This window comes from Streptomyces sp. SP18BB07, assembly GCF_036322545.1.
In the GTDB taxonomy this organism is placed as follows: Bacteria; Actinomycetota; Actinomycetes; order Streptomycetales; family Streptomycetaceae; genus Streptomyces; species Streptomyces deccanensis.
This window is the reverse complement of sequence record NZ_JAQYWT010000362.1, coordinates 192,256-215,753: the sequence shown is the minus strand read 5'-3', so window position 1 is coordinate 215,753 and position 23,498 is coordinate 192,256. Positions and strand designations below refer to the sequence as shown.

Below are 23,498 nucleotides of genomic sequence, written 5' to 3'. Positions count from 1 at the left end.
TCCCGCATGGGGTTTTGTGACCTCCCCCTCGCAAGTACGGTCTGCACGGTCGGGGAAGCCGTGGACTTCGCCTCCGACCCCGGCAAGGCGATCGGCGACTGGATGGCCAAGAGCGCCGGCGAACTCGCCGCCACCTCGGCCGACCTCGCCGCCACGGCAGTCAACTCCACCACCCGCGTCGACCTCAACGCCGCCTGGTTCCGCGACAACTACGCGACGATCCTCCCCATCGGCCTGGTCGTCCTGGTGGCCACGTTCTGCGCCCAGCTCGTCCGCGCCGCGATCCGCCGCGACGGCCAGGCCCTCACCCAGGCGTTCACCGGCACCGCAACAGGTGTGATCTTCGCGTTCGCCGCCATCACCCTGACCACCGTCGCCATCGAAGTGGTCGACGCCCTGTCCGCCGGACTTTTCAAGGCCGCGAACCTCGACATCGCCTCCGCCGTCCGCCGCATCATCAAGGTCGCCGCGCTCCCCGGACTGTCGGCGATGGGCTGGCTCGTCGCCGTCTTCGCCTCCCTCGGAGCAGCCCTCGGAGCCGTCCTGTACTGGGGCGTGATGATGGTCCGCAAGGTCGGCATCCTCGTCATGGTCACTCTCGCCGTGTTCGCCGGGGCCGGCGGAGGCTGGGAGGTCGCCCGCCGCTGGCGCAGGGGCTGGATCGAAGCCACCGCCACCCTCGTCGTCTCCAAGCTGTTGATGACGATCATCTTCGTGCTCGGAATCGCCGCGATGGGCAAGACCGAATCGAAGGACGGTCTGGCCGCGCTCGCCGATGTCCTCGCCGGCATCGTCATCATGATCCTTGTGTTGCTCTGCCCGTACGCGACCTTCAAGTTCGTCCACTGGGCAGCCGAAGGATCCGACGGAGAGTCCCTTCACCGTGCCGGCGGCGCCGGTGCCCAGCTGGCCAAGCAGCACGCCGAACGAGCGGGGAAGAAGGCAGCCGCGATGGCCGCCACCGCCGCGACCGGCGGCGCCGCAGCAGGCGCCGGCGCGGCCCCTCAAGGCCCCGACGCCCTTGCGGACGGCTTCCCCGGCGACATCGCTTCCGGCCCGAGCGACGCTGACTCAGGCCAAAAGGATTCTCCGGGCAACGGGACCGGTGCACCGTCGGGCGGCGACGTCACGTCCGCTCTGGAGAAGGCCGTACAGCCCCCGCCGACCAGTGTCACCGACGACACCAGCTCCCAGGTCGGCGGCAGCCCGGCAGCAGGCGGCTCCGCAGCCGGTCCAGCCGACACATGGCGGTCCGCGCCACCGACCACGAGCCCGCCGCCGCAAGGCGCCCCGCCGTCCTCCAGTTCGCAGACGACGGGGACCAATACCGCGGCATCCTCACCGCCGCCCCCGACCGGCCTGTGACCATCCGCCCGAACCCCTCGGGGGCGGGAGGCGCCGATCGCCTCCCGCCCTCGGGGATCCACCCGCGCCCCTCAGGACCAGCATCCTTTGTCTGATCTTTCCGTCGCGCCGGTCACGGTGAAGTTCCCCCACCGGTCCCGCCGCGGCATCCTCCTCGGCCTCACCCTGCCCCAACTCGTCCTGGTCAGCTGTTCTTTGGCGCTGCTGCTGATCACCGTGGTGTCGACCGGGCTCCTCGGCGCCCTCGCACTGGCCCCCGCGTGGGCTGCGGTCGTCGCGCTGGTGGCCGTGCGCCGCCACGGCCGCTCGCTGATCGACTGGGCGCCGATCGTCCTGCGCTACACACTGCGCCGCCGCAGCGGCCAGACGCTGTGGCTCGCCCGGCCCGTCTCCCGCCCCCGCCAGGACGGCACCCTGCATCTGCCCGGCACCGCCGCCTCACTGCGCGTGGTCACCCCCGGCGACTCCGCCAACGGCGCCGCGGCCGTCCACGACCCGCACCGCCAGACCCTGACGGCCGTCGCCCGGGTCTCCTCCCGCGCCTTCGCCCTGCTCGACGCCGCCACCCAGAACCACAACATCACCGGCTGGGGCCGAGCCCTCGCGGGCATCGCCCGGACCGGGCACGTCGCCACCGTGCAGGTTCTGGAACGCACCGTCCCCGACTCCGGCGACACCCTCACCCGCCACTGGACCCGTCAAGGACACCCACACACACCCGTCGCGGGCCAGGTGTACTCCGAACTGGTCGCATCCGCAGGCCCGGCCGCCGCCCCGCACGAGGCATATCTGGCGATCTCCCTGGACCTCAAGGCCGCCAAGCGCCTCATCAGCCAGGCCGGCGGGGGCCTTCCCGCAGCGTTCACGGTCATGGAGCAGACCACCTCAGCCATCGCTCAGGCCGCCCGCAGCGCCGGACTGACGGTCACCGGCTGGCTGACCGCGAGGGAGATCGCCGCCGTCATCCGCACCGCCTACGACCCCAAGGCCCTGGCCGGCCTGCAGCAATGGTCCACCTCCGGACGCGCCGAGGCCGACCCGGCAGCGGCCGGGCCCGTCGTCCAGGTCGAGGAGTACGACCGCCTCACCACCGACACCGCCCGGCACGCCACCTACTGGATCGAGAACTGGCCCCGCACCGAAACCCACGCCGGGTTCCTGCACCAGCTGATGTTCACCGCCGGCGTCCGGCGCACCCTCTCCCTCATCTACGCGCCCCAGCAGCTGGAGTCCGCACTGCGCGATGTCCAGCGCAAGAAGGCCGCGATCATCTCCGACGCCAACGAACGCGCACGACGCGGGCAGGTCGATTCCGAAGCCGACTCCGTCGAGTACGCCGACGTCAAACAGCGCGAGCGCCAGCTGATCGCCGGGCACGCCGACGTCGCCCTGACCGGTCTGCTCACCGTCTCCGCCGAGACCGACGCTCTCCTGGACGCGGCCTGCGCACAGATCGAGACCGCCGCCGTCACCGCCCAAGTCGACCTGCGCCGCCTGAACTTCCAACAACCGGACGCCTTCACCCTCGGCGCACTGCCCCTGGCCCGCACCGCACTATGACCACCCGTCCCGCCTCGGTACCGCCCGACCGCACCTGACCGGCACAGCCCGTGCCATCAGGCAGGAAGGACCCCTCTCTCTTTGACCTCTTCCTCCCCCGCCAGCCAGGCGCACCCCTACCTTCGCGCCGCGTCCGCCGGGCTGCGACACCACCAGCACGCTCTGACCCGAACCGGCCCCGCTCCTGCCGCGGATCGAGTCCACCTCGATCTGGTCCATGCCCATCTCGCCGCGCTGCTTCAGCTGCTCAACCAGCTCGCCGAGACAACCCGCCCGCCCCATCCCGCGGCAGGACGACATCTCGCCACCGCCCACCTGCGGCTGTGGCAGGCCACCGCCGCCACCCACGACGCCTTCCACCTCCTGCCACCCGCGCACGAGGAGATCCCGGAAGCAGGGTGCCAGCCCGAACGGCTGCCGGAGGGGCCACCCGTGCTGACCATCTGCCAGCGCCACCTCGCCTGCGGACACACCCTCCGCCGCACCACCACCCCCACCGACCTCCACACACCGCCGCACGGCCACACCACCACCTGCAGCCAGTAACCCCACCTCGCCGAAAGGGCCCTGCATGCGCACCGTGAAGCGCTCCACCACCACCGCGGCCATAGCCGCCGCGCTCGTCGCCTCCGCCGCACTCGCGACCGCCAACCCGGCCGCCGCCGCCGACTACCGGTGCACCACCAGCACCAAGTCGATCGACGATCCCGCCTACTCGGGCCCGTGGGCCGACAACTGGGACGTCACCGTCCGCCTGTGCGCCAAGCGCTCCGGCTCCACCGTCTCCACGTACGCCAAGCTCAGCTGGGACGGTCCGGCGTACACCTACGCCGACGACAGCACCATCTTCGACGGCGCGTACTTCAACCTGCAGGTCAAGAAGTCGCAGGCGGGCACCGATCCGGTGAAGAAGTCGAAGAAGTACTACGGCATCGAGTCGCGGCTGGAGAGCAGCGGCTCCGACGCCAACTACAACAACAGCTACACCACTCCCGTCCTCAGCTACGCGATCGGCTCCAGCCGTGCACTGGCCGACGGCGAACTGCGCCTGGACTGGAACAACGACGGGCGCGGGTACTGGAAGCACCTGTTCAGCGCCTCACCGACCGTGTGATCCACAATCCCTCGCGCCGTGATCACCGCCGTCTGAAAGCCGTCCTGCCATGACCCACCGGCCCGTACGAGGCCCCCGACGCGCCAGCGCCAGCCCGCTGTTCACCCCGCACGGCACCGACCGCGCCAGCCGCAAGGCCGCCCGCCGGCAAGCCGCCGAAGCCGTCGCCAAGGCCCGCGCCGCATCCACCGCCCTGCCAGACGGGACCACCGGTGGCGGGCAGGACATGCCGCCCCCGGTCCATCCGCCCGGCGGACGCCCCGGCCCCGCCTCGGCACGGGGGAACAGGCTCAAGCTGCCTGCCCACCGTATGACCACGGCCACCGCCTCCGGCGCGTATCCCTTCCTCGCCGAGGGCGGACTCGGCGCCGAGGGCATCTACATCGGCCGCGACGTCCACGCCGAGGCATCGTTCGTCTTCGACCCCTTCGCCCTGTACGGCAAGGTCGAGGGGTTCACCAACCCGAACCTGCTGCTCGCCGGAGTGATCGGCCAGGGCAAGAGCGCCCTCGCCAAGTCCTTCGCGCTGCGCTCGGTCGCCTTCGGCTACCGCGTCTACGTCCCGTGCGACCCGAAGGGCGAGTGGACACCGGTAGCCGAAGCCCTCGGCGGCCGGTCCGTCGCCCTCGGCCCCGGTCTGCCCGGACGCCTGAACCCCCTGGACGCGGCCCCGCGCCCGGAGAGTGTGGCGGAGGCCGACTGGGCCGGCGAGATCCGCAAACGGCGCCTGCTCCTGCTCGGCTCCCTGGCCCGGACGGTTCTGGGGCGGGATCTGATGCCCATGGAGCACACCGCCCTGGACGTAGCCCTGGACACCGTCGTCACCCACGCCGCCGCCACCGGCCGCACCCCGCTCCTCGACGACGTCGCCGCCACCCTCAACAACCCCGGCACGCTCGACGAAGCCGCCCGGATGATGGCGGGCCAACTCGGCGACGCCGCCCGCGACCTGGCCCACGCCATGCGCCGCCTCGTCCGCGGTGACCTGGCCGGAATGTTCGACGCCCCGTCCACCGTCGCCTTCGACCCCAGCAGCCCGATGCTCACCATCGACCTGTCCCGGCTCGGCGGCTCCGGCGACGACACCGCCCTCGTCCTCGCCATGACCTGCGCCTCCGCCTGGATGGAATCCGCCCTCACCGACCCCCAAGGCGGCCGACGGTGGATCGTCTACGACGAAGCCTGGCGCCTCATGCGCCACCCCGGACTCCTCCAACGCATGCAGTCCCAGTGGAAACTCAGCCGCGGACTCGGCATCGCCAACCTCATGGTCATCCACCGCCTGTCCGACCTGCTCACCGCCGGCGACGCCGGATCACAAGGCCGCGCCCTCGCAGAAGGCCTCCTCGCCGACTGCTCCACCCGCATCATCTACCGGCAGGAAACCGACCAACTCCACGCCGCCGCAGCGCTACTGGGCCTGACCTCGGTCGAGACCCAGGCCATCGCCCACCTCAACCGCGGACGAGGGCTCTGGCGAGTCGCCGGACGATCTTTCATCGTCCAACATCAACTCCACCCCCACGAGCTGACGTTGTTCGACACCGACGCCCGCATGCAGTGAGTCTCCAACCGGTTCCCGGCTTCTGCGCCCTTGCTCCGCATGAACCCGAGGGTGGCTAGCCGTCAAAAAAGGGGGCATTCGCGGCCGTCGGCTGCCGGGAAACCGTGGCGCCCCGCCGGACAGGACGCGGTTTCCCCACCACAACGCCACCCACAAATCCTTTCCCCCCTCATCCCCCACCAGGAGCGCCTCATCGAGACCCATCCCATCGCCTCACTCTTTCCGCAGCTCGACGAGGACGAGCTACGCGCTCTAGCCGACGATGTCCAGGCACGCGGCCTGCTTCACCCCATCGTCCTCGATCCCCAGGGCCGTCTCCTCGACGGACGCGGCAGGCTCAAGGCGTGCGAAATCGCCTCCGTCGAGCCGGAGTTCGTGACGTACGAGGGAGGCGACCCCAGCGGATACGTCCTCTCGGTCAACCTCCGCCGTCGCAACATCAGCAAGGGGCAGGCGGCGATGATCTCCGCCAAGGCCCGCTCAGAATCTGAGCAGCAGCCGTGTTCAGGCTCTGAGCAGTCCACCCGTTCAGTAGCTGAGCAGACGGGCCTGTCCCTGGGGCGTATCAGCCAGGCCAACATGGTGCTGCAGCACGCCGCGGACCTGGTCGAGGCCGTCATCAACGGCGCCATGGGCCTGGACGAGGCATATTCCATCGCCAGGGAGAACAAGGCCAAGGCCAACTCCGCCGAGGTGCAGCTCGCCCGGCTGCGGGAGGAGGACCCCGAACTGGCCGACCGGGTCGTCGAGGGCGCCCTCACCCTGGCCGGCGCGTGGGCGGAGCGCACCGAGCGGGTGGAGGAGGACAAGCGGCAGCGGCGGGTGGCCACCCGGCTGCTGGACGAGGTGGTCCCGCCCCTCGCCCAGGCCCGCGGAACCCGTACGTTCGGCCGCTACGACCCCGAGTACGCCAGCGGCACCCCCATCTCCCGCGAGACCATCGCGCACGCCATGACCGCGCTGGCCGAGATGGACCAGGTCTGGCAGGAGCGTGACCTGCCGTGACCGCCACCGCCGAGATCCGCCTGCAGCACCTCGTCGAGCAGAGCGCCGTCGCGCTCACCGACGCCACCGGCCGCTTCCACAGACGCCACCTCACCGATACGGTGCGCGAGCAACTCGTCCGCGAGGACCTCCACCCTCACATCAGGGCCGCCGCGCTGGACCGACTCGCCCAGAGCCTGGTCACCGGCTTCGGCGAACAGCGCAACCCCCGCCGCAGACGGACCGGGCGCCTCTTCCACCCCCAGGACGTCATCAAGCTGGGCAACGGCATCTGGGTCTGGATGGACCGCGCCACCGACTCCGACGTCCTTGAATGGCGCCGCCTCTCCCGAAAGAACCGGGCACGCGTCGACCTGGCGGACAACGAGATCCAGGACTACACCGACGACGTCCTGGACGCCTTCCGGACCCATACCGACCTCGTCCACCTCGGAGACCTCGAACGCGCCGTCTTCGGCTGGAGCGAAGACCACACCGACCAGGGCGAGTTGTTCGGACCGTGACCCCCATGATCTGCGGGCCTGGGCGTCCCCGCCCGGCCGGCAGCGAACCCACGGCCCCGCCGGCAAGACGTCCGCGGCCTGCCGTGTCCCGCTCCTCATCCCTCCGACGTCTTCACGAGGGTCGGCCCGATGAAGGCCCGCCTCACCGTTCGCCTGGTGCCCTGTGCTGTACCTCGGCACGCCGTCGGGGCCTGAGATACGGGCGGCGATGAGCGCCGGACGGATCGGCTGTATGACCACCCCGGCGCAAGGCGCCCGGATCCCCGACGGAGCCTTGTTCGCCTGTGACAACTCCAGGTTCGGCAGCGACGGCAAGGGCCGCTACTGGCCCGGCGCGGAGGCGTGGTTCGACTGGCTGATCCGGACCGTCCACCGGTACGGGCCCGACCGCTGTCTGTGGGCGCTCGCCCCGGACCAGCCGTTCGATGCCGCCGCCACCCTCACACAGTCCCTGCCGTGGCTGGCCCGCATCCGTGAGCTGGGCGTCCCCGCCGCGTACGCGGCGCAGGACGGCTGCGAGGAACCCGGGCTGCTGCCGTGGGACGCCTTCGACATCCTGTTCCTCGCCGGATCGACCGAGTGGAAGCTCGGCCCGGTCGCGGAGCGGCTGGCCCGTGAGGCGAAGGCGCGCGCGGCAAGGCCGTGCACATGGGGCGCGTCAACTCCCGTATCCGCCTGGGGATCGCCGAGTGGCTCGGCTGCGACACCGCCGACGGAATGTATCTGGCGTACGGGCCCGACAAGAACCTGCCCCGGCTTCTGAGATGGCTCGACGAACTCGACGGCCGCCCCTCCCTCGTCGGCCCCCTCACCGCCACGCCTCTGCCGCCCCCACCACTCGCCACGACACCGAGAAGGCACCGATGACCCAGCCCCGCACTCCCACCGACCCGACCAGTCACTACGTCTACGGCCGCATCATCCTGGACCTGACCGACCGGCTCAACGCCACCGAGTCGTTCGAGAAAGCGGCCCAGTTCGTCGATCACATTCTGGAACCGACCGACGGGCTGCTGGAACGCCTCGCCGAGTTCTTCGAGGCAGTAGCCGAGAAGGCCAAGGAGTCCGAGGCCGACGACGGCTTCGACCTGCACGACGATCTCCAGGAGGCCGCCGCCACGGTGCGTGCTCTGGGCGAGGATCTGCACGTCGCGGTCGACCGTCTCAAGGTCCTTGCACCGCCGCGGCACCACGGTCGACGGCACTCCACGGCCGACGCCGCCGGGAGGCGCTCGCCCGGGTTTCCGTCACCGTCGGGCTCGTCCCACGGCCCGTCCACCGGCCGCAGCCGCTGACCACCCGCCAGGGGAACGTGCCCCTGCGCACCGACCTGCCCGGCTTCGCCACCGCCCTCTCCCGCCGTCTGCCCGGCGGCAACTGGCGCACCCAGGAGCAGACGTTCGCCACCTTCGAGGAACAGTGGCCCGTCGCTGGTCTGCTGTGGGACGCCGGGCCCGCCCGCTCCGCGCTGCTGGACCACCCGCTGGAGTCCGGTGCGGTGCTCCACGGGCCCGGCGGTACGCAGCTCTCCGTCACCGTACGGCCGTCCCGTCCGCGTCAGTTCCTGGTGGCGGCGCTGAAGCCCGAGGGCGTTCAGCGGCACAACTTCAGCGTGGTGGACGACCCGATGGGCATCAGCGTCCCCGACGATCCGGTCCGTGCCGCCTGCGCCGTCGCGCGCCGACTGCTGCCCCGCTATCTGCGGGCCCTGAAGGCCGTACGCCGCGATGCCCGTGCCCGGCCCGAGCCGCCTCACCGTCCTGCCGCCCCGGCAGTCGCCCGGTCCGTCACCCTCATCTGGCATCCCGACGGCGTGGTCGGCGCACCGTACGACTCGGTGCCCGCCGACGCCCGCGCGGTGCTGTACGGCTGCCGCTTCACCTATGACCTGGACCAGTACGCGTTCGTGCTGCCCGCCTCCGCCTCCGACGCCGAGCGTGCCCTGCTGCTCCAGAGCGTCATCCGGCTGCTCACCGCCCAGGGCATCGGCGTCGACTTCCGCCACGCCACCCCGCACATCCCCGCCCCGCCATCCCGCCCGCACCCGACCGGACCCGGCGTACCGCTGCGCCCCGCGCAACCGCCGCCCACCGTAAGGCGATAGCCCCTCCACCCCGTACTCGCGAGTTGCCCGCTGTCCGAGTCCGACCTTGACCAGCGCCTGCTGCTGCACTCCGTGGCCGACCGGCTCGACACCGTCGCCGACCACCTCCCACTCCCCGACCAGATCGGCCCGGATCCGGCACTGAGCGAGATCCTCGACGACGAAATCCGCCACCTCGCCAGCCTGCTCGGCTACCTGGCCGGGCAGCACGCCTTCCGCCACCGGGCCGCCATGCGCTACCCGAGCAGGATCACCACCGCCGGCCGCCGTACCGCTCTGGCTCTCGCTTCGGCCGCCGCGCCCGCCGGTGCCGCGCTCGCCGCCCTCGGGGCGGCCGTCCACCACCTCGGCCACCTCGCCGACCTCACCCACCAACCCCGAGGTCCCGCCCGTGACCGGGCGACCATCGCGGTGCAGCAGGCGCTCGCGGACCGCATGGGCGACGTCCGTACGCATCTGGCCCGCGCCGCAAAGGAGCTGCGGACCACCGCCGACACCCGCACGACCCCGCACACGTTCCCGGTCCGCACACCCCCCGCCGCCACCTCGACCTCCACGTCCCGTACCCGCTAGCCGCTCACACCCCGGAGCCTTCCCCATCCCCCTCGACGTCTCCGGCCGTTGCACGAGGAACCACCGTTGTACATAACCGAGTTCGCCCACGCGCTCGCCGACCGGCTGCCCGGCTGGCACCCCTCCCCCGCCTCGGTGCCCCTGGCCGACGACCCGGCCAGCAACCGGATCTGGGACACCGGCCCCCTGCCCTACGCCACATTCTCCACCGACGGCTTCCACCGCAGCGTGCTCACCCACCACTGGGGACTGCAGCTGTACGTCATGCCCCGCCCCCACCGGCCGAACGAGTACCTTGTGCTGCCGATGCTGCCCGGCAACACCAGCCACCAGCACGTCCAGGGCCTGCGCGCCCCCCGCGGCATCACCGTCCCCACCGACCCCGCCCGGGCCGCCACCCAGCTGCGCCGCCGGCTCCTGCTCGACTACCGCCTCACCTCCGCCATCGCGATCCGGCGCAGCAGCCCCGGCCGGCTCCAGGTCCACGTCGCCTTCGACTCCCAGGGGCGTCCGCGGATCCGCACCGGCTACATCGGCGTCTTCAACGACCTGCTCGCGCACGGTGAGTTCCTCCTCGACCCCGCCACCGGCGAATGCCACCTCCCCGACACCCTCACCCCCGAGGAGACCCGCCGCCGGCTGGTCCAGGGCCTGCAACGCCTGCGGTACCGGGATTTCCACGTCACGGTGGACTCCCCTGACGGCCCCCGCTCCCACCCGCCCCTGGCCCGGCCCGACTTGCGCAGGGGGCACCGCCGGTGAGCCAGAGCCACAACGCCTTCGTCCATGCGCGGCTGGCCACCTGGCAGCGCCGCATCAACGACACCGTCACCACACTGTCCGTGCCGCAGACCGGGAACGCGTCGCCGGGGCTCGTGCCGGTGCTGGAACAGTTGGTCGCGGTGTACAACGTGTCCACCGGTCTGGTCGCGGACCTGCGACAGTCCGCCGACAGCCCCCTGGCGACGACCAGTCCGGGGCGTGCCTATCTGGCTCGGCTGGCTGCCGCTCTCGCCCACAGCAACCGAGCAGCCACCCACCTGAGCACGGCGGTGACCGGCCTCGCCGACCTCCACCAAGCCGCTCCCCGACCCGGCGCCGCCGACCGGGCCGAGCACATGTTGAACATCGCCCTCGGCCACGCCGCCGCGCTGCGCAGCCTCCACCGGGCACACCACGCCCTCACCCGCCCGCCCGATGACACTCAACGGCCGTCGGAGCCGTCCCCGTTGCCGGCAGTCGGCGAGCAGCACCACCGTGCCGCCGACGTCAGTGGCGTCCGCCCCGTACGCCGCCGTCCCTGACCCGCAGCGCCCCAACCACCCACCGCCCGTACGTCCTTGGAGAAACTCCTGGCCACCCGTTCCGTCATCGCCCGTCCCACCGACACCGGATACGCCGGGGTCTGCGTCCAGTGGGACGGCTACCCCAGCGACCGACTCTCCCTCCTCCTCACCGCCCACCGGTACCGTTTCGGCGGCGACCTCGACGCCCTCGCCCGGCACCTGATCGACGAGGCACCAGAGGGCTGGGGGGAGCTGGGCACCGACCTCCTCGACGGCGCCCCCGCCTCCTTGCGGACCGAACTCGTCGGCGACGACGACCGGCCCAGCAGCAAGCACGACGCCATGGTCGTCATCACGATCGGCGATGTCGGCCCCGAGTTGCACACGTTCACCGAACAGTCCAGCGGAGACCTGGACTGGGGCTACGTCCTGCACCCGCACGGCATCGAAGTTATCTCCCTCCACGCGGAAGCCCGCGGCCCCGTCGTCGGATGGGACACCGACCCCCGCACCCGGTTCAGCAACTCCCCCTACCGCTGGCGCCCCGGCAACCCGATCCCCGTCACCCGCCCGACCAGGGCCGTGGCCACCGCACCACCCACTCCCCCGGCGCGCACCGCCACGCCGCAGCCCGTACCCCGCCGCTGACCGCGCCACCGTGCCACTGCCGCGGAGACCTTCCTGCCCGCCCTCAACGCCAAGACCACCGTCATCACCGCAACCCAGACCCGCCGAGCGTGGCGAGTACGGAAGCAGCCGAGGTGATCTGATGCCCTCATCCGTCACCCCGAGCACGCTCGACCGTCTGGCGCGGCGCCTGGACGGGCTCGCCGACCAGGTTCCGTCCACACCCGAGGCCATCGATCCGGTCACACTCACCGACGACATCAGCATGCTGGCCCACCACCTTCAGCACGCCCTCGAATGCGCCCAGGACCGTTTCACCGCACCCGCAACCGTCCACCCGCCCGGGTGCACCACCCTGGTCCAGCTCGCCACGGCCACCGCTGGCATCGCGCACGCCCTGCACACCCTCACCGAAGCCCTGGCCTACGCCACGACCGGCTTCCAGCGCGAAGGGACGGAGAAACCCATCCCCTCCCACCTGCGCAACGACCCCCAGATACTGCGGACCCTGGCGGCCGAGCACTGCGTCACCGCCCGCTTCCGGCTCCGTGACACCGCCACTGCCCTGCGCGAGGCATCCTCACCGCCCCGGCCGTCCGCGCCACGAGCATCCAGGCCGCGGACCCAGCCGGCCACCACCTCGCAGTCCGGACAGTCCACCCGCCGCTGAGCCTGCCGAAGTACCCCACCCATCTCTGCGAACCCTGCCGCCAAGATCCTGCTCGTCTACAGCCGCGCCGCCGGTCTGCTCGCCATCGCCCACGGCTAGCAGTACCGGTTGGCCCACACCGCCCTGGAACAGGCCGGATTCACCAGCCGGAAAGACGGCAGCCACCACCTTCCCGGCCCGGACTTCCAGACCGCCGTCGCACACCTCCTGCCGCTCGCCCAACGCCACCGCACCACCGCGCGGGTCAGTTCACGCCCGTTCGTCGGCGACGTCGCCGACCAGATCGCCGGACACCTGCCCGGGACCTGGAGCACACAGGTCGAGATCTACGCCCACCCCCACTGGCACGGCGATCTGCTGCCCTGCCTCTGGGACCGCGGCGAGTTCGTCCAGGCCGTGGAGGAGCAGCGGGTGCCGTACGCGGTGAAACTGACCAGCGACACCGGCATCGAACTCCTGCTCGCCGAGCGGAACGGGGATCCCGCACACGGCTATTTCCTCGCGGCGCTCGCGCCCCAGGAGTTCGACGACAGCTACGACAACCCCTACGCCCCGCCCGGCATCGTGCTTCCCCCACACTCCGGCCCTGCCGCCGCGGCGATCACGGACACCTACCTCCCGGCCTACCGGGGAGCCCTGCACGAGCGGCGTCTGGACGCCGTGGTCACGGCACTCGAGCGGCGACGCGACGAGTACGACACCGCGGCGGCGATTCGGGGGACCGGCCTCGCCGGTGACGGCACCGCGCTCACCGGCCGCGCACGACTGGAGGTGAACAGGGCCTTCGCCGAACGGGCCTGGCACGCCTTCCGAGCCGTCCTCACCCACGCGCCCTCCCTGCTCCACCAGTGCCGTGCCACGCTCGCGGACGGTTCCACCGACGCCGCGATCGTGGAGCAGCTGAGCGAGGGGCTGACCCCCAGCCAGGCGGCATTCGACACCTGGCTTCGCAACAACCTCCCTACTGACGTCCAGCCCACCGCCCGCGTGCAGCCGCTGAAGGAGGTACGCGTCCGGCTCGGCCTGGAGGCGGTGCCGGCCATCGAAACGTGGCTCACTGAACGCGATTCCTTCGTACGCATCGCCCGTGCGGCCGAACCCGTCGGCCCCACCCGGACGCTGCCCGGCACCACCTCCGCCCCGGCGCCGCCCGCCGTGCGATGCCCACCCGAGCCTCCGGCTCCACGCCGGTGACCCGTAGATGAGGATCCGCCTCTGTTCCACCACTTCCGCTTCCGAACCGACCCCGAGCACGGCTACATCGCCACCGCCGGCCCGACCTTCACCCCGCACCTGGCCGAATGGTTCCTGACCCGCGAGCAGTTCGAGCCCGTCCCCTTCTCCCCGGGGCTGTACCGGCTCACCGACCCCGACCGCGACGCACTGCGCCGCACTCGCCAGGCCGTCCGCGACCTGCGCAACCTCGGCTACGCCGTACAAGCCGACAGAACACTCGACCCCGGCCCTGCACCGGCTCCCGCACCGCCGTCGGCCGGTAACGACCGGGCCGAGCAGCGCTCACGCATCGCACGGGCCGCAGCACGGCTTCCCTCGCGCATCACCGCCCTGGCCCGAGGCACTTCCACGCCCCCTGCGTTCACCGTCACCACGCCGGTCCCTCGCCGGGGACGGGGCCGATGAACACCGCCGAGCCGATCCGTATCCTGCGCGGTCCGGGCGGTGAGGTCGAAGTCGAAGGAGCCTACGACGAGTTCGCCGGGCTGATCCTGGCCCGGGCCGGGTTCATGACCTTCCCCGCCCTGCGGGGGCAGTGGGTCCGGCTGCCCTTCGACCTCGGACGCGACTGGGAGAACCGCCACGCGTCCTGGGCCGCCGAGATGCTGAACGCAGCCCGCTACCCCGTACACCTCGACCCCGACCTCCGGATCCCGCCCCCCGGCCAGCCCACACCGCCTCCGGCAATCCGGCCGGCGCCGGACGCGCCGAAAGGACACCGGACACGCCGCTGACCATGACCGCCCACAAGCAGCCGATCCCCCAACACCCCACCGCTTCCCGCCACCACCGGTAGGAGATCCGCTTGCCCGAAGCACCAGCAGAGCCGTTCATGACGATCCGGCACACCATCACCGGCGAGATCACCACCACCGGCTACAACGCCGCCGCCCGGCGGATCCTGCTCCAGGCCGGCTTCGAAGAGACGCCAGGCTGCGCCTGCCGAGCGACGGAAGGCGGTACGGAGCGGACGCACGGGCCTGCTCGGCAGCCAGCGAGCTGCTCGTCGCCGGCCATCCCGTGCATCTGGACCGAGCCCTCGGTCGGCCGGTGAGCGCCGACGGTACGCCCCGGTTGGCCCGGTCGCCGATGTCGGCACAGTCCGTGATCCGCTCCGAGAGCGGCCAGCCTCTCCAGCGCATCGCCAACCCCGTCCGCACCCGTACCTGTTGAAGGGGCCTCGTTGTGACCACATCCGGAACGCCTACCAGTCCAGCGCGGACCAAGGGCGGCGAACTACGGGCCAAGGTGGCCCGACTGCTGGCCGGCCGGCCGGCGGACACGCTCACGATCGGGGACATGGCCAGGCAGCTGGGCCACTCCCACGGCGCCGTTCGCAACGCCGCCCTTACCCTGGTGAGACGCGGCGAGGCCGACCAAGGCGGAACCGGACAACCGGAGTTCCGCGCGAACGCGAAGACCGCCGCAGCCGCGCAGACTGCTGTGATCAGCCCACCGGGCACCCACTCCCCCCGCGCCCAGGCGGCGACGGCCCGAACGACCATTCCCGCAGCAGCCACGCCCAGGCAGACCGGCCCGATCCGCCGTGCGGGGGGCCAGGTCTACCACCCCCGGGAGCTGGCCGATCTGCCCGACGTCGAGGCGTTGAATCGCTTGCGCGACGCCGACGTGCCGGTGCTGCTCTACGGCCCTCCGGGCACCGGCAAGACGAGTCTGGTCGAGGCGGCGTTCGAGGACCTGCTCACCGTCGCCGGTGACGGCGACACCACGGTCGGCGACTTGATCGGCGAGTACACACAGGACGACGCGGGAGCCTACGTCTTCCAGTACGGTCCGCTGGTCACCGCGATGACCGAGGGCCGAGCCCTGCTGATCGACGATGCCACCTTGATCTCACCGAAGGTCCTGGCGGCGTTGTATCCCGCGATGGACGGGCGCAGGCAGATCCAGGTCAAGGCCCACAAGGGCGAGACCATCAAGGCCGAGCCGGGCTTCTACGTGGTGGCGGGCCACAATCCCGGCGTCCACGGGGCGGTTTTGACGGAGGCGCTCGCGAGCCGGTTCAGCGTGCAGATCCAGATCGGCACGGACTATGACCTCGCCCTGGCGCTGAGGATCGATGCCCGGGTGGTCCGGGTCGCCCGACACCTCTCCCGCCAAGTCGAACTCGGCGAGCTGGGCTGGGCCCCCCAACTGCGAGAGCTGCTCAGCTACCAGAAGACCGAGGCCGTCCTCGGCACCAAAGCCGCGCTCGCGAACCTGGTCGGCATCGCTCCTGTGGAGGATCGCGACGCCGTCGCCGCTGCCGTCATCAAGGCTGCTGGCGTCAAGGAGGTCGCTCCCCTCACCCTCGGCAAGCAGCTTCCCGCCTCGGCCGTCCGGCAGCCCCCGGGCAGCACCGGCTCCGCGCACCGGGGCCGCTCGCGATGAACGCCCACCACCACGTCCAGTCCCCCGCCACCACGCCGGACGACGACGCCGACCTCGCGCGATGGGACGACGACGGCGCCCCACCCGCGCAACCCCGTTCCTCCCCGGACGCGTGGCTGCGCGTGGGAGCCGAACTCGGCGACCGGCTGGTCGCCCTCTCCGGCCGCCAGGACCTCCTCGTCACCTGCCGCCCCGGCACGCGCAGCGGCGCGCCGGCCGCGTTCTTCCCCACTCTGGGCGAGGTCGAGTTCGACGCCGGCCTGTTCGCCCCGCTCCAGCCACACGAGATCCATCCGCGGATCGTGGGCGACGAGGAGCGGTATCCCACCGCCTGGGGAGTGTTCGTCCACGAGGCCGCGCACGCGGCCCACTCCGTCTGGACGGCGCCTGCCGGAGCCAACCCCCGTCTCGTCGAGGCCGCGCTCCTGCTGGAGGAGAGCCGTGTCGAAGGCGCACACCTGATCACGCGGCCCACGGACCGCACGTACCTGCGCACCAGTGCCCGAACCCTGGTCATGCCCGACATCGCCCACCCCACCCTCCAGGGCATCGAGCACGCCGCCGCCGTGGCGGCCCTGGTCCTCGGCCGCCGTGACGTCGGCATCCTGGACGCCGGCGAGACCCGGGCCGTCGCCGATCTGTGCGAAAAGGTGCTGGGCGCAAACCTGCTGGCCACACTCACCCGCATCTGGACCGCAGCCCACCAGTGCGCCGACCACGACGCCACGACCATGCTCGCGCACGCCCAAAAATGGTGCGACGCTCTGGACACCGCGGCCCCCGCCCTGCCCGTGCCGGAGAACCTCACCGATCTGCTGTCCGGCGCCGTGGGGGTCGTCATGGACAGCACGGCAGCCACCGACGCCGCCGACCTTGCGGCACAGGCCACAGCGACCAACGCCATGGCCGCGCAGTCCAAGGCGCAGGCTCAGGACCGCGCCCAGCGGGCCGGCCAGCGACGCAAAGCCGCCGCCACCGCCAAGTCGGTCTTCAACGCCCGTGGCACCACCGTCACCCCCGACGGCACACCGGCGCCCAACAGCAACCCGGTCACCGGCACCCGCAGGCCCACCGCCGCCGAGCAGAGCGCCGCCGCGCGCCTGAGCCGCGCCCTGCGCGCCGCCGCCTACCGCGAGCGGACCGAGGAGCGGACCACCAGCCCCACCCCGCCCGGCCGCCTCAACATGCGCGCGGCCCTCGCCCGCGACGCTCAGCGCGCGGCCGGGTCAGTCCCCACCGCGGAACCGTTCACCCACACCCGCCGCCGGAACTCCCCCACCCCACCGCTGCGTGTGGGTATAGCCGTCGACGTCTCCGGCTCCATGCGTGCCGCCTGCGCGCCCGTCGCGTCCGCTGCCTGGATCGTGGCACGCGCAGCAGCCCTGACCGACCCCGACTCCCGTACCGCCACCATCGCCTACGACAGGCACCTGACCGCATTGACCCGACCCACCCACCGCGCACCAGAGCGCGTGACGACGTTCGATGCCAACGGCGGCCACCACAACCTCGCCGACGCCATCGACGCACTCGACCACGGCCTCGAACTCAGTCGCCCCGGCGCCGGCCGCCTCCTCGTGATCGTCACCGACGCCCGGTACCGCAGCGACGAAACCGCTCAAGCCGTCACCCGCGTCAAGCAGCTCACGACCGCCGGCTGCGCCGTACTCCAGCTCACCCTCACCGCGAAGTCCCACCATTTGCCGGGGACCACCTTGCTGCACCTGCCCCAGCCCTCCAGCGCTCCCGTCGCCATCGCCACGGCGGCCACAGACGCCATCCGCAGGACACGCTGAGACAACACAGAAGACAGAAAGCAGGAACAACTACGTGGCAATCCGTAGACATTGGACCGTCACTCACTCCTGCGGCCACGAGGCCCAGCACGATCTGTCGAACCGACCCGCCGACAGCCGGGCCGGCTTCGCCCGGTGGCTCGCCGAACGCACATGCAGTGACTGCTGGAAGGCCGCCCGCGACGCCGACAGCGCCGGCAAGGAAGAGTGGCTCGCCGCCAAGCGCGCCGAGGAACAGCAGACCGCAGCCCAGTGGGCCGAGCAGTTCGAGATGCCGCCGCTGGAGGGCACCGAACGCGCTCTGAGCTGGGGCGAACGCTCCCGCCACCAGCTCGTCACCCGCGCCTACACCGCCCTGGTCACCGAGGGCACCTGGAGCGAGACCGACTGGGCGGTCGCGGAGGAGAAGATCCGCACGGTCACCAGGGCCAGCTGGTGGATCGACCAGAGGGATGCCGACGGCACCGATCTGCCGGAACTCCTCGACGCCGCCACCGAGGCCGACCGCGGAACCGAAAACCCGTACCGGTAGAACCGCCTGCGGCTGGTGAGCATCACCAGCCCCGATGCCGCCCGCCTGACGGACGGCCTGCGCCAGCAACTCGGCGGTCCCGCTGCCCACGCGAGATCGGGTCTCCGTCTCCGCGACATCGGCCGGTCACGTCCCCGGGCGGCCGGACCGGCACCGCCCGCTCACCTCATCGCGGGTGAACAGATGGCTCAAGTTGCCTTGATTGGCACATGCGTGCGATGAGACGGTGGCGTGCCCAAGGGGGGCCTGAGTCCCTCTGGGACTGTCGTCATCCTTTGCTGCGCGCCAGATGAGTTCTCCTGCCGGCTGCTTCGCGGGACGTGTGGTGCGCAGCCTCATCAGGTGAACGGGGACTATGAGAATGACGTTGCGCCGGACCTTATCCACCGCTGTGGCGGTCGGGGTCCTGACCGGGGCCTGCTCTCACGCCGGCTGGGGCCAGAACTGCACGAGGTAGCGCTCAACGCCCTCGGCGATCCCATCCTCCTCGACGACGCGAGCCACCTCCTCGCGGCCGGAGCAGTACACCCGCACACGCCACTCCCGGCCGGAAGCCCCCAACTCGATCACATCCTCGATCGGGCCGTACGCCACCGCCCACACCCCCAGAGTGCCCGTCGCGGACCTCACAATGGTGTCGGCCCGCTGGTCCCACACGCGGCTGGTGTCCACAGGTGGTTCGCCGTCCCACACCTGAGCGGTCATCGCCGGCGTGTGAGTGTGACCAGCGCTCTCGATATCGACCCGGCCAGGATGAGCGGTCACGAACACGCCCTCATCCATGACACGCCCGCCTGGATAGGCAACCTGGGCCGACTCCTCGTCCTGCAAGGACATCCCGTAGAAATCCACCTCGGGTTCGAGTTCCTGCTCCCTCACCATCCGGGACTCAGACACAGCACTCCCACTCCTCCAAAGGTCACACACGGCCCGTACCCCATACGCCGGGGAATGCCTCACGGCCCCGTCCCAGAAACCTCACTGCCGTCAACAACCCTCGTCCTGGTCTCCGGTGTCCGGAACTCCCCGTTCTCACTCTCTAGGGCGGGGCTCCGACTATGCCGCAGGCTGCGCGTGTTACTGCGTACCGCACAGCGCCCATGCCTCGGGGTGCGAGGGGAACGCCCGGCAGCGCATCGTCCTGGTCTACGTGCACGCCCCGGCTGTGATGGTGGATCGACCAGCGTGACGCCGAAACCACTGACCTGCTCGAACTCCTCGACGCAGCCGCTGCGGCGGACCTCGGGACGGAGAACCCGTTCCGGTGACGGCAGGGGGAACATAGCCGGGAAACGCCGGTTAGCCAAACCGGCGTTCCTGCGGACCATTGTTCCTCCCACCCCGCCACCGAATGCGTGGAAGGAACCCATGTCCCAGCCCCCGCCCACCTCGGCCTTCGCGCCGACGCCCGACCCGCTCACACCCGCCCGGGACATCACCCACCAGCACTTCCAGAGTGGTGACACCGTCATCGTCGTGAAGGGGGTCGCCGGTGGAGAACTGTGGGGCGACGCGATGCGCGTCGTCGCCCCGTCCTGGCACACCCCGACCGACGAGGACGGCTGGCGGCTGTACGACGCGACCGGCGGAGCCCAGTCCTACATCACCGCCCACCCCCGCTACCTCGTGCACCTCTCGCGCCGCTGCCCGGACTGCCTGATCCACCTGCGGGCCATGGAGGACACCCTCCGTGCGCGGTTCGCCGGCCGCGAGGAGCTGATCGACTGCGGCTGGTACACCACCACCGCCCTGGGCCAGCTCGTCCACATCGCCGACGTCCGCAACGGCCGGTGACACCCCATCCTCATGAGCGATCCCACAGCCCGAGGCGACGCTGGGGGCCGGTCCCGCCGAACGATGTGCCTCACGGAGAAGAGGGTCGTCGCCCACTGGCCCGGGCACCCCGGATGTCCGTCCAGTGGGCCGAGCGCCTCGAAGTCCCCTGCCTGGAGGATCCGTTCACCGCCGGGTGCGGTCGACGACCGGCGGACTGGCCGTGTCACCGCCCGGGCCACCACCGGCCGATCACCTTAGGAGAAACGTCTCTTTGCCCCGTACCGACCGTTTCCTGGACGTCCGCCTCGACTCTCACTCCGGTGAACTCCTCGCCCGTGGCGGGGACGTTGAGGCGCACAGCGTCCTGCAGCGGGCGGGTTTCGTCGCCGTCGTCCGTCTCCACGAGACCTACCACCGGGCGCCGGTCGGCCTCGCCCAGGACGACGAGAGGCGTCTCGGCACCGACGCGGTCGCCCGTCTGCGGGCCGCCGGTTATCACGTCGACTGCGACACGGCTTTCGACACCGCCGCCCGTCCGGCCGCATATCCGTCGCTGGGCTCCCTGGTCGCCCACCTCGCCGAGCGCGTTCGCGAGGCCGTCACCACGGACGAGGCGGCCGATGCGCTGACCGAGCTGACCGCAGCCCATGACGGTGTCCTGGCCGCGCTGGAGGAAGTCCTCACCGCCACCGCCGACTTCCACGACGGGCTCGGCGCACCGGCCGACCCGTACATCGCCCGGCGGCTGCGCCACCTCGCCGACGAGTACCTGCGCGTCATCCGCAACGACCTCGGGCACACCCGCAACGAGCTGGCCGACCGGCACGCCCCGCACCCCGGCCGCAGCACCTGCACCGAGCAAGTTCCCGCCACCGAACGCGAGCGCTCCGCCGTATGTGCCTGCCCTCCCCCGCCACGCGCCCTCCCGGCCCCGCCGCCCCCAGTGGCCGCCGGACCGCGCCGCTGAAACTCCCCCTCCGCCCCTAGGACACCATGCACGATCACGACATCTCCGAGCGCCTCGCCTCGTACGCCGACGTCCTCGCCGGTGAACTCCCCGGCACCTGGACCACCTTGCACCTGCCGCCGGATGCCAAGGACGATCTCGCCGAACTGGCCGACCAGATCTGGGACCTGGACCTGGTCGCCGCCCGTCTTGCCGAGCACCCGCTGCAGCAGGCCATCGTTCTGAACCGCCCGGACGGCGCCCAGCTCGTCCTGCTGGACCGGCCAGGCGCACGCGAGGGCTTCCTCATCGCCGCCGTCGCCCCCCGCGCCCTGCCCAGCGAGGCATACCGCACGGTCCCCGAGCCGAACGGCCTCGCCCTGGCCGACGACCCGTTCCTGAGCGCCGAGCAGATAGCCGGCGACCTGCTCGCCCGCTACGACCGGGCGCTCGCCCAGGTCCGCCACCACGCCCTGGGAGGCAGCCGGTCCTCCCAGCCGGACCGGCTGGTCCTGACCTGGCAGCCGGACGGCAGCATCGCCACCGCCCCCGCCGACGACCGTGCCCGTCCGGTCCTCCTCGCCCACGGCTTCGTCCAGGACCCGCACAGCGGCATCTACCACCTCCACGGCGACGACACCCAGGCCCAGGCACGCGCCCTGCGCGAGATCGGCCCACAGCTGGACACGCTCGGCATCGGCACCGCCCTCCAGCACCCCGCCGGCCGTACCGCCCCCACCGCCGCCCCCGCCGCGACGCCGCCGGTCACAGCCGGTACCCGTACGCCGGCGGGCCGGACCCGATGACGGCGAAGGAGCCCGTCTTCTCGGCGGTGGAGTACGTCACCATCACCAAAGGACCCTCGCGCAGCTGAGGAAGTGCACCGAGTCCATGAGCCAGGCCAGCGAGGTCATCCTCCACGCCCGCAATCACGCCGCCCGCACACCCCACCCGACGGGCACCACCGCCCCGCCGAGCAGTGTCCAGCCCCCGGCATCCCGCAGCCGCTGACCTCGGACTGCACACCCCCCACCGGGCGCCCCTCGCCTTGGAAGCGCCCCCCGACATCCCGGAGAAGACACACATCCTGATGACTGCCCTACGCCGCCTCGCCACTGTCGCCCTGTCGGTCACCCTCCTCGGCGGCACGGCCGCCGCGCTGGCGCCGACCGCATCAGCCGCCACGCCCTCCTGCACCTACAACGTCGCCGACCACAACGCCGTCGTCGACGGCAACGGGATCAACTACCGCACCGGCCCGAGCACGGCCTACACGAGCAAGGGCCTGCTGTACGACGGCGATGACCTCCGGGTCTACTGCGGCAACGGCTCCTGGTACCACACGAAGCTCACCAGCCGGTCCAAGAGCGGCCTGAAGGCCGGAACCTACGGCTGGATCCGCAAGGACATGCTGCTCCAACTCGCAGGCTAGCCTCCCCCGTTTCAGCGGGTTGTAGGTTCCCAGAACCGGTGGCCACTTCACACGAACCGTGGCCACTCGGTGGCCAGCAATGAGAGTCCGCAGGTCAGCGCCGTGCCCTCGGTGGCAAAGGCCGAGGATTTGGACACATCTGTGAGATTGAGCGGCTGGCCACGGCGTGAGACACCGCGAGAAGCCGCTGGTCACAGCCTCGCCGTAGGACACGAGCGACGAGAACCTACAGGTTGCGGGATCCGGTCTGCCGTGCCGGAGTCCGGTTCTGATGTCGGTGGCGCTGTCGGATCCCGCACCACTTCCGTCAGACCGCAGGCCACGGATCTGGCTCACTGCCGCCGAGGGATGCGGCACCAGGGCGAGACGGGACTCGGACGACGCATGGGCCCGGCCGGGAGATCAGCCAGGCGGGCGGCGACGCCCGCCGTCCCCACCGGTCGCGCCGCCGACCCTCGCTGCCGAGCCGTCGAAAGCCAACCAGTCCCGCACCTTCCCACCATCGCTGAACAGGAACTCGCTGACCATGGGCAACCTCGCCGACGAATACGGCACCGCCGTCGAGATCTACCGCAAGGCCCTGACAGACACCATCTACGCCGTCAGCCCAACCGCCGCTCCTGAGCAACTCCTCGCCCTGCTCGACCGACTCGGCCTGGAGCGCAAGGAAGCCGTCACCCCGGGGCCCTCCTGTATCTGGCACCAGGTCCCCGGGCACCTCGACGACTCTCAGCAGGAGCAACTCGCGACCCGCGCGACCGCCCTGCTTGAACTGGCCGGATACAGGGTCAACTGCAGCCCCGACGTCTTCGACGAGGCCGCCTACCGGCAGGCCGTGGCAGACATACGCGACCGTCTCGCCGATGCCAGAGGCCCCAGGCCCTCATCGGCTCCCGCAGCCCCCGCCACCGCCTCGCCCGGACGCAACCGCTAGCACGAACAGCGGCGGCCCCGCCCCCGCCCGGGGCCGCCCTGTCCCCTCTCGCTTCCCGCTCCACCGACCGGAGAGACCCGTAGC

General features: G+C 71.4%; 27 protein-coding genes. 26 read left to right on the top strand and 1 reads right to left on the bottom strand.

Annotated features, from left to right (window positions below):
* The first annotated feature begins 6 nt into the window (after window positions 1-6).
* From PUR53_RS40840 to PUR53_RS40740, 21 genes are all read left to right on the top strand, one after another.
* Window positions 7-1,365 (top strand): SCO6881 family protein, encoded by a 1,359-nt coding sequence (locus tag PUR53_RS40840; RefSeq protein WP_329911896.1) that lies wholly within the window; start codon window positions 7-9, stop codon window positions 1,363-1,365.
* An 87-nt stretch (window positions 1,366-1,452) separates the two neighbouring features.
* On the top strand, window positions 1,453-2,925 hold the full coding sequence (locus tag PUR53_RS40835) for an SCO6880 family protein (protein ID WP_329911894.1): 1,473 nt from the start codon (window positions 1,453-1,455) through the stop codon (window positions 2,923-2,925).
* An 81-nt stretch (window positions 2,926-3,006) separates the two neighbouring features.
* On the top strand, window positions 3,007-3,471 hold the full coding sequence (locus PUR53_RS40830; RefSeq protein WP_329911892.1) for a DUF6238 family protein: 465 nt from the start codon (window positions 3,007-3,009) through the stop codon (window positions 3,469-3,471).
* 25 nt (window positions 3,472-3,496) lie between these two features.
* Entirely contained in the window at window positions 3,497-4,039 is a 543-nt protein-coding gene (locus PUR53_RS40825) for a hypothetical protein (protein WP_329911890.1), read from the top strand.
* Window positions 4,040-4,088: 49 nt separating this feature from the next.
* On the top strand, window positions 4,089-5,603 hold the full coding sequence (locus PUR53_RS40820; protein WP_329911888.1) for an ATP-binding protein: 1,515 nt from the start codon (window positions 4,089-4,091) through the stop codon (window positions 5,601-5,603).
* 375 nt (window positions 5,604-5,978) lie between these two features.
* The gene (locus PUR53_RS40815) at window positions 5,979-6,608 is read left to right on the top strand and encodes a hypothetical protein (RefSeq protein ID WP_443080419.1); all 630 of its coding nucleotides are present in this window, start codon (window positions 5,979-5,981) and stop codon (window positions 6,606-6,608) included.
* Entirely contained in the window at window positions 6,605-7,111 is a 507-nt protein-coding gene (locus tag PUR53_RS40810; RefSeq protein ID WP_329911887.1) for a hypothetical protein, read from the top strand. The genes PUR53_RS40815 and PUR53_RS40810 overlap by 4 nt, the downstream gene beginning before the upstream one ends.
* Window positions 7,112-7,319: 208 nt before the next feature.
* Window positions 7,320-7,874, top strand: coding sequence for a hypothetical protein (locus PUR53_RS40805; RefSeq protein ID WP_329911885.1), 555 nt, complete (start codon window positions 7,320-7,322; stop codon window positions 7,872-7,874).
* A 100-nt stretch (window positions 7,875-7,974) separates the two neighbouring features.
* A complete protein-coding gene (locus tag PUR53_RS40800; protein WP_329911883.1) occupies window positions 7,975-8,406 on the top strand; it encodes a hypothetical protein in 432 nt (143 codons plus the stop codon).
* A gap of 17 nt (window positions 8,407-8,423) precedes the next feature.
* Complete coding sequence (locus tag PUR53_RS40795; protein WP_329911881.1) at window positions 8,424-9,215, top strand: hypothetical protein; 792 nt, start codon at window positions 8,424-8,426, stop codon at window positions 9,213-9,215.
* 72 nt (window positions 9,216-9,287) lie between these two features.
* The gene (locus tag PUR53_RS40790) at window positions 9,288-9,788 is read left to right on the top strand and encodes a hypothetical protein (RefSeq protein ID WP_329911879.1); all 501 of its coding nucleotides are present in this window, start codon (window positions 9,288-9,290) and stop codon (window positions 9,786-9,788) included.
* 66 nt (window positions 9,789-9,854) lie between these two features.
* Entirely contained in the window at window positions 9,855-10,550 is a 696-nt protein-coding gene (locus PUR53_RS40785) for a hypothetical protein (protein WP_329911877.1), read from the top strand.
* The gene (locus PUR53_RS40780) at window positions 10,547-11,092 is read left to right on the top strand and encodes a hypothetical protein (protein WP_329911875.1); all 546 of its coding nucleotides are present in this window, start codon (window positions 10,547-10,549) and stop codon (window positions 11,090-11,092) included. Before PUR53_RS40785 ends, PUR53_RS40780 begins: the two co-directional genes overlap by 4 nt.
* Window positions 11,093-11,128: 36 nt before the next feature.
* Window positions 11,129-11,722 (top strand): hypothetical protein, encoded by a 594-nt coding sequence (locus PUR53_RS40775; RefSeq protein ID WP_329911873.1) that lies wholly within the window; start codon window positions 11,129-11,131, stop codon window positions 11,720-11,722.
* Window positions 11,723-11,843: 121 nt separating this feature from the next.
* The gene (locus tag PUR53_RS40770; RefSeq protein ID WP_329911872.1) at window positions 11,844-12,371 is read left to right on the top strand and encodes a hypothetical protein; all 528 of its coding nucleotides are present in this window, start codon (window positions 11,844-11,846) and stop codon (window positions 12,369-12,371) included.
* Between the two features lie 108 nt (window positions 12,372-12,479).
* Window positions 12,480-13,565 carry a hypothetical protein gene (locus PUR53_RS40765; RefSeq protein WP_329911870.1) on the top strand — a complete coding sequence of 362 codons (1,086 nt, stop codon included), beginning with the start codon at window positions 12,480-12,482 and terminating at the stop codon, window positions 13,563-13,565.
* Window positions 13,566-14,008: 443 nt separating this feature from the next.
* Complete coding sequence (locus PUR53_RS40760) at window positions 14,009-14,341, top strand: hypothetical protein (RefSeq protein ID WP_329911869.1); 333 nt, start codon at window positions 14,009-14,011, stop codon at window positions 14,339-14,341.
* Between the two features lie 98 nt (window positions 14,342-14,439).
* Complete coding sequence (locus PUR53_RS40755) at window positions 14,440-14,661, top strand: hypothetical protein (RefSeq protein WP_329912008.1); 222 nt, start codon at window positions 14,440-14,442, stop codon at window positions 14,659-14,661.
* Between the two features lie 194 nt (window positions 14,662-14,855).
* A complete protein-coding gene (locus PUR53_RS40750) occupies window positions 14,856-15,998 on the top strand; it encodes an AAA family ATPase (protein WP_329912007.1) in 1,143 nt (380 codons plus the stop codon).
* Window positions 15,995-17,794 carry a hypothetical protein gene (locus PUR53_RS40745; RefSeq protein WP_329911868.1) on the top strand — a complete coding sequence of 600 codons (1,800 nt, stop codon included), beginning with the start codon at window positions 15,995-15,997 and terminating at the stop codon, window positions 17,792-17,794. Before PUR53_RS40750 ends, PUR53_RS40745 begins: the two co-directional genes overlap by 4 nt.
* A 34-nt stretch (window positions 17,795-17,828) precedes the next feature.
* Window positions 17,829-18,326 carry a hypothetical protein gene (locus tag PUR53_RS40740; RefSeq protein WP_329911867.1) on the top strand — a complete coding sequence of 166 codons (498 nt, stop codon included), beginning with the start codon at window positions 17,829-17,831 and terminating at the stop codon, window positions 18,324-18,326.
* Between the two features lie 423 nt (window positions 18,327-18,749).
* On the opposite strand, the gene PUR53_RS40735 is transcribed toward PUR53_RS40740, so the two are convergent.
* Window positions 18,750-19,223, bottom strand: a complete 474-nt coding sequence (locus PUR53_RS40735) for a hypothetical protein (RefSeq protein WP_329911865.1) — start codon at window positions 19,221-19,223, stop codon at window positions 18,750-18,752.
* 471 nt (window positions 19,224-19,694) lie between these two features.
* On the opposite strand from PUR53_RS40735, the gene PUR53_RS40730 reads away from it, so the two are divergent.
* The 5 genes from PUR53_RS40730 (at window position 19,695) to PUR53_RS40710 (ending at window position 23,414) form a co-directional block, all read left to right on the top strand.
* Entirely contained in the window at window positions 19,695-20,120 is a 426-nt protein-coding gene (locus PUR53_RS40730) for a hypothetical protein (protein WP_329911863.1), read from the top strand.
* Window positions 20,121-20,373: 253 nt separating this feature from the next.
* On the top strand, window positions 20,374-21,069 hold the full coding sequence (locus PUR53_RS40725; RefSeq protein WP_329911862.1) for a hypothetical protein: 696 nt from the start codon (window positions 20,374-20,376) through the stop codon (window positions 21,067-21,069).
* A gap of 26 nt (window positions 21,070-21,095) precedes the next feature.
* The gene (locus tag PUR53_RS40720; RefSeq protein ID WP_329911861.1) at window positions 21,096-21,854 is read left to right on the top strand and encodes a hypothetical protein; all 759 of its coding nucleotides are present in this window, start codon (window positions 21,096-21,098) and stop codon (window positions 21,852-21,854) included.
* A 284-nt stretch (window positions 21,855-22,138) separates the two neighbouring features.
* Entirely contained in the window at window positions 22,139-22,480 is a 342-nt protein-coding gene (locus PUR53_RS40715; RefSeq protein WP_329911860.1) for a hypothetical protein, read from the top strand.
* Between the two features lie 526 nt (window positions 22,481-23,006).
* Window positions 23,007-23,414, top strand: a complete 408-nt coding sequence (locus tag PUR53_RS40710; RefSeq protein WP_329911858.1) for a hypothetical protein — start codon at window positions 23,007-23,009, stop codon at window positions 23,412-23,414.
* The last annotated feature ends 84 nt before the right edge of the window (window positions 23,415-23,498 follow it).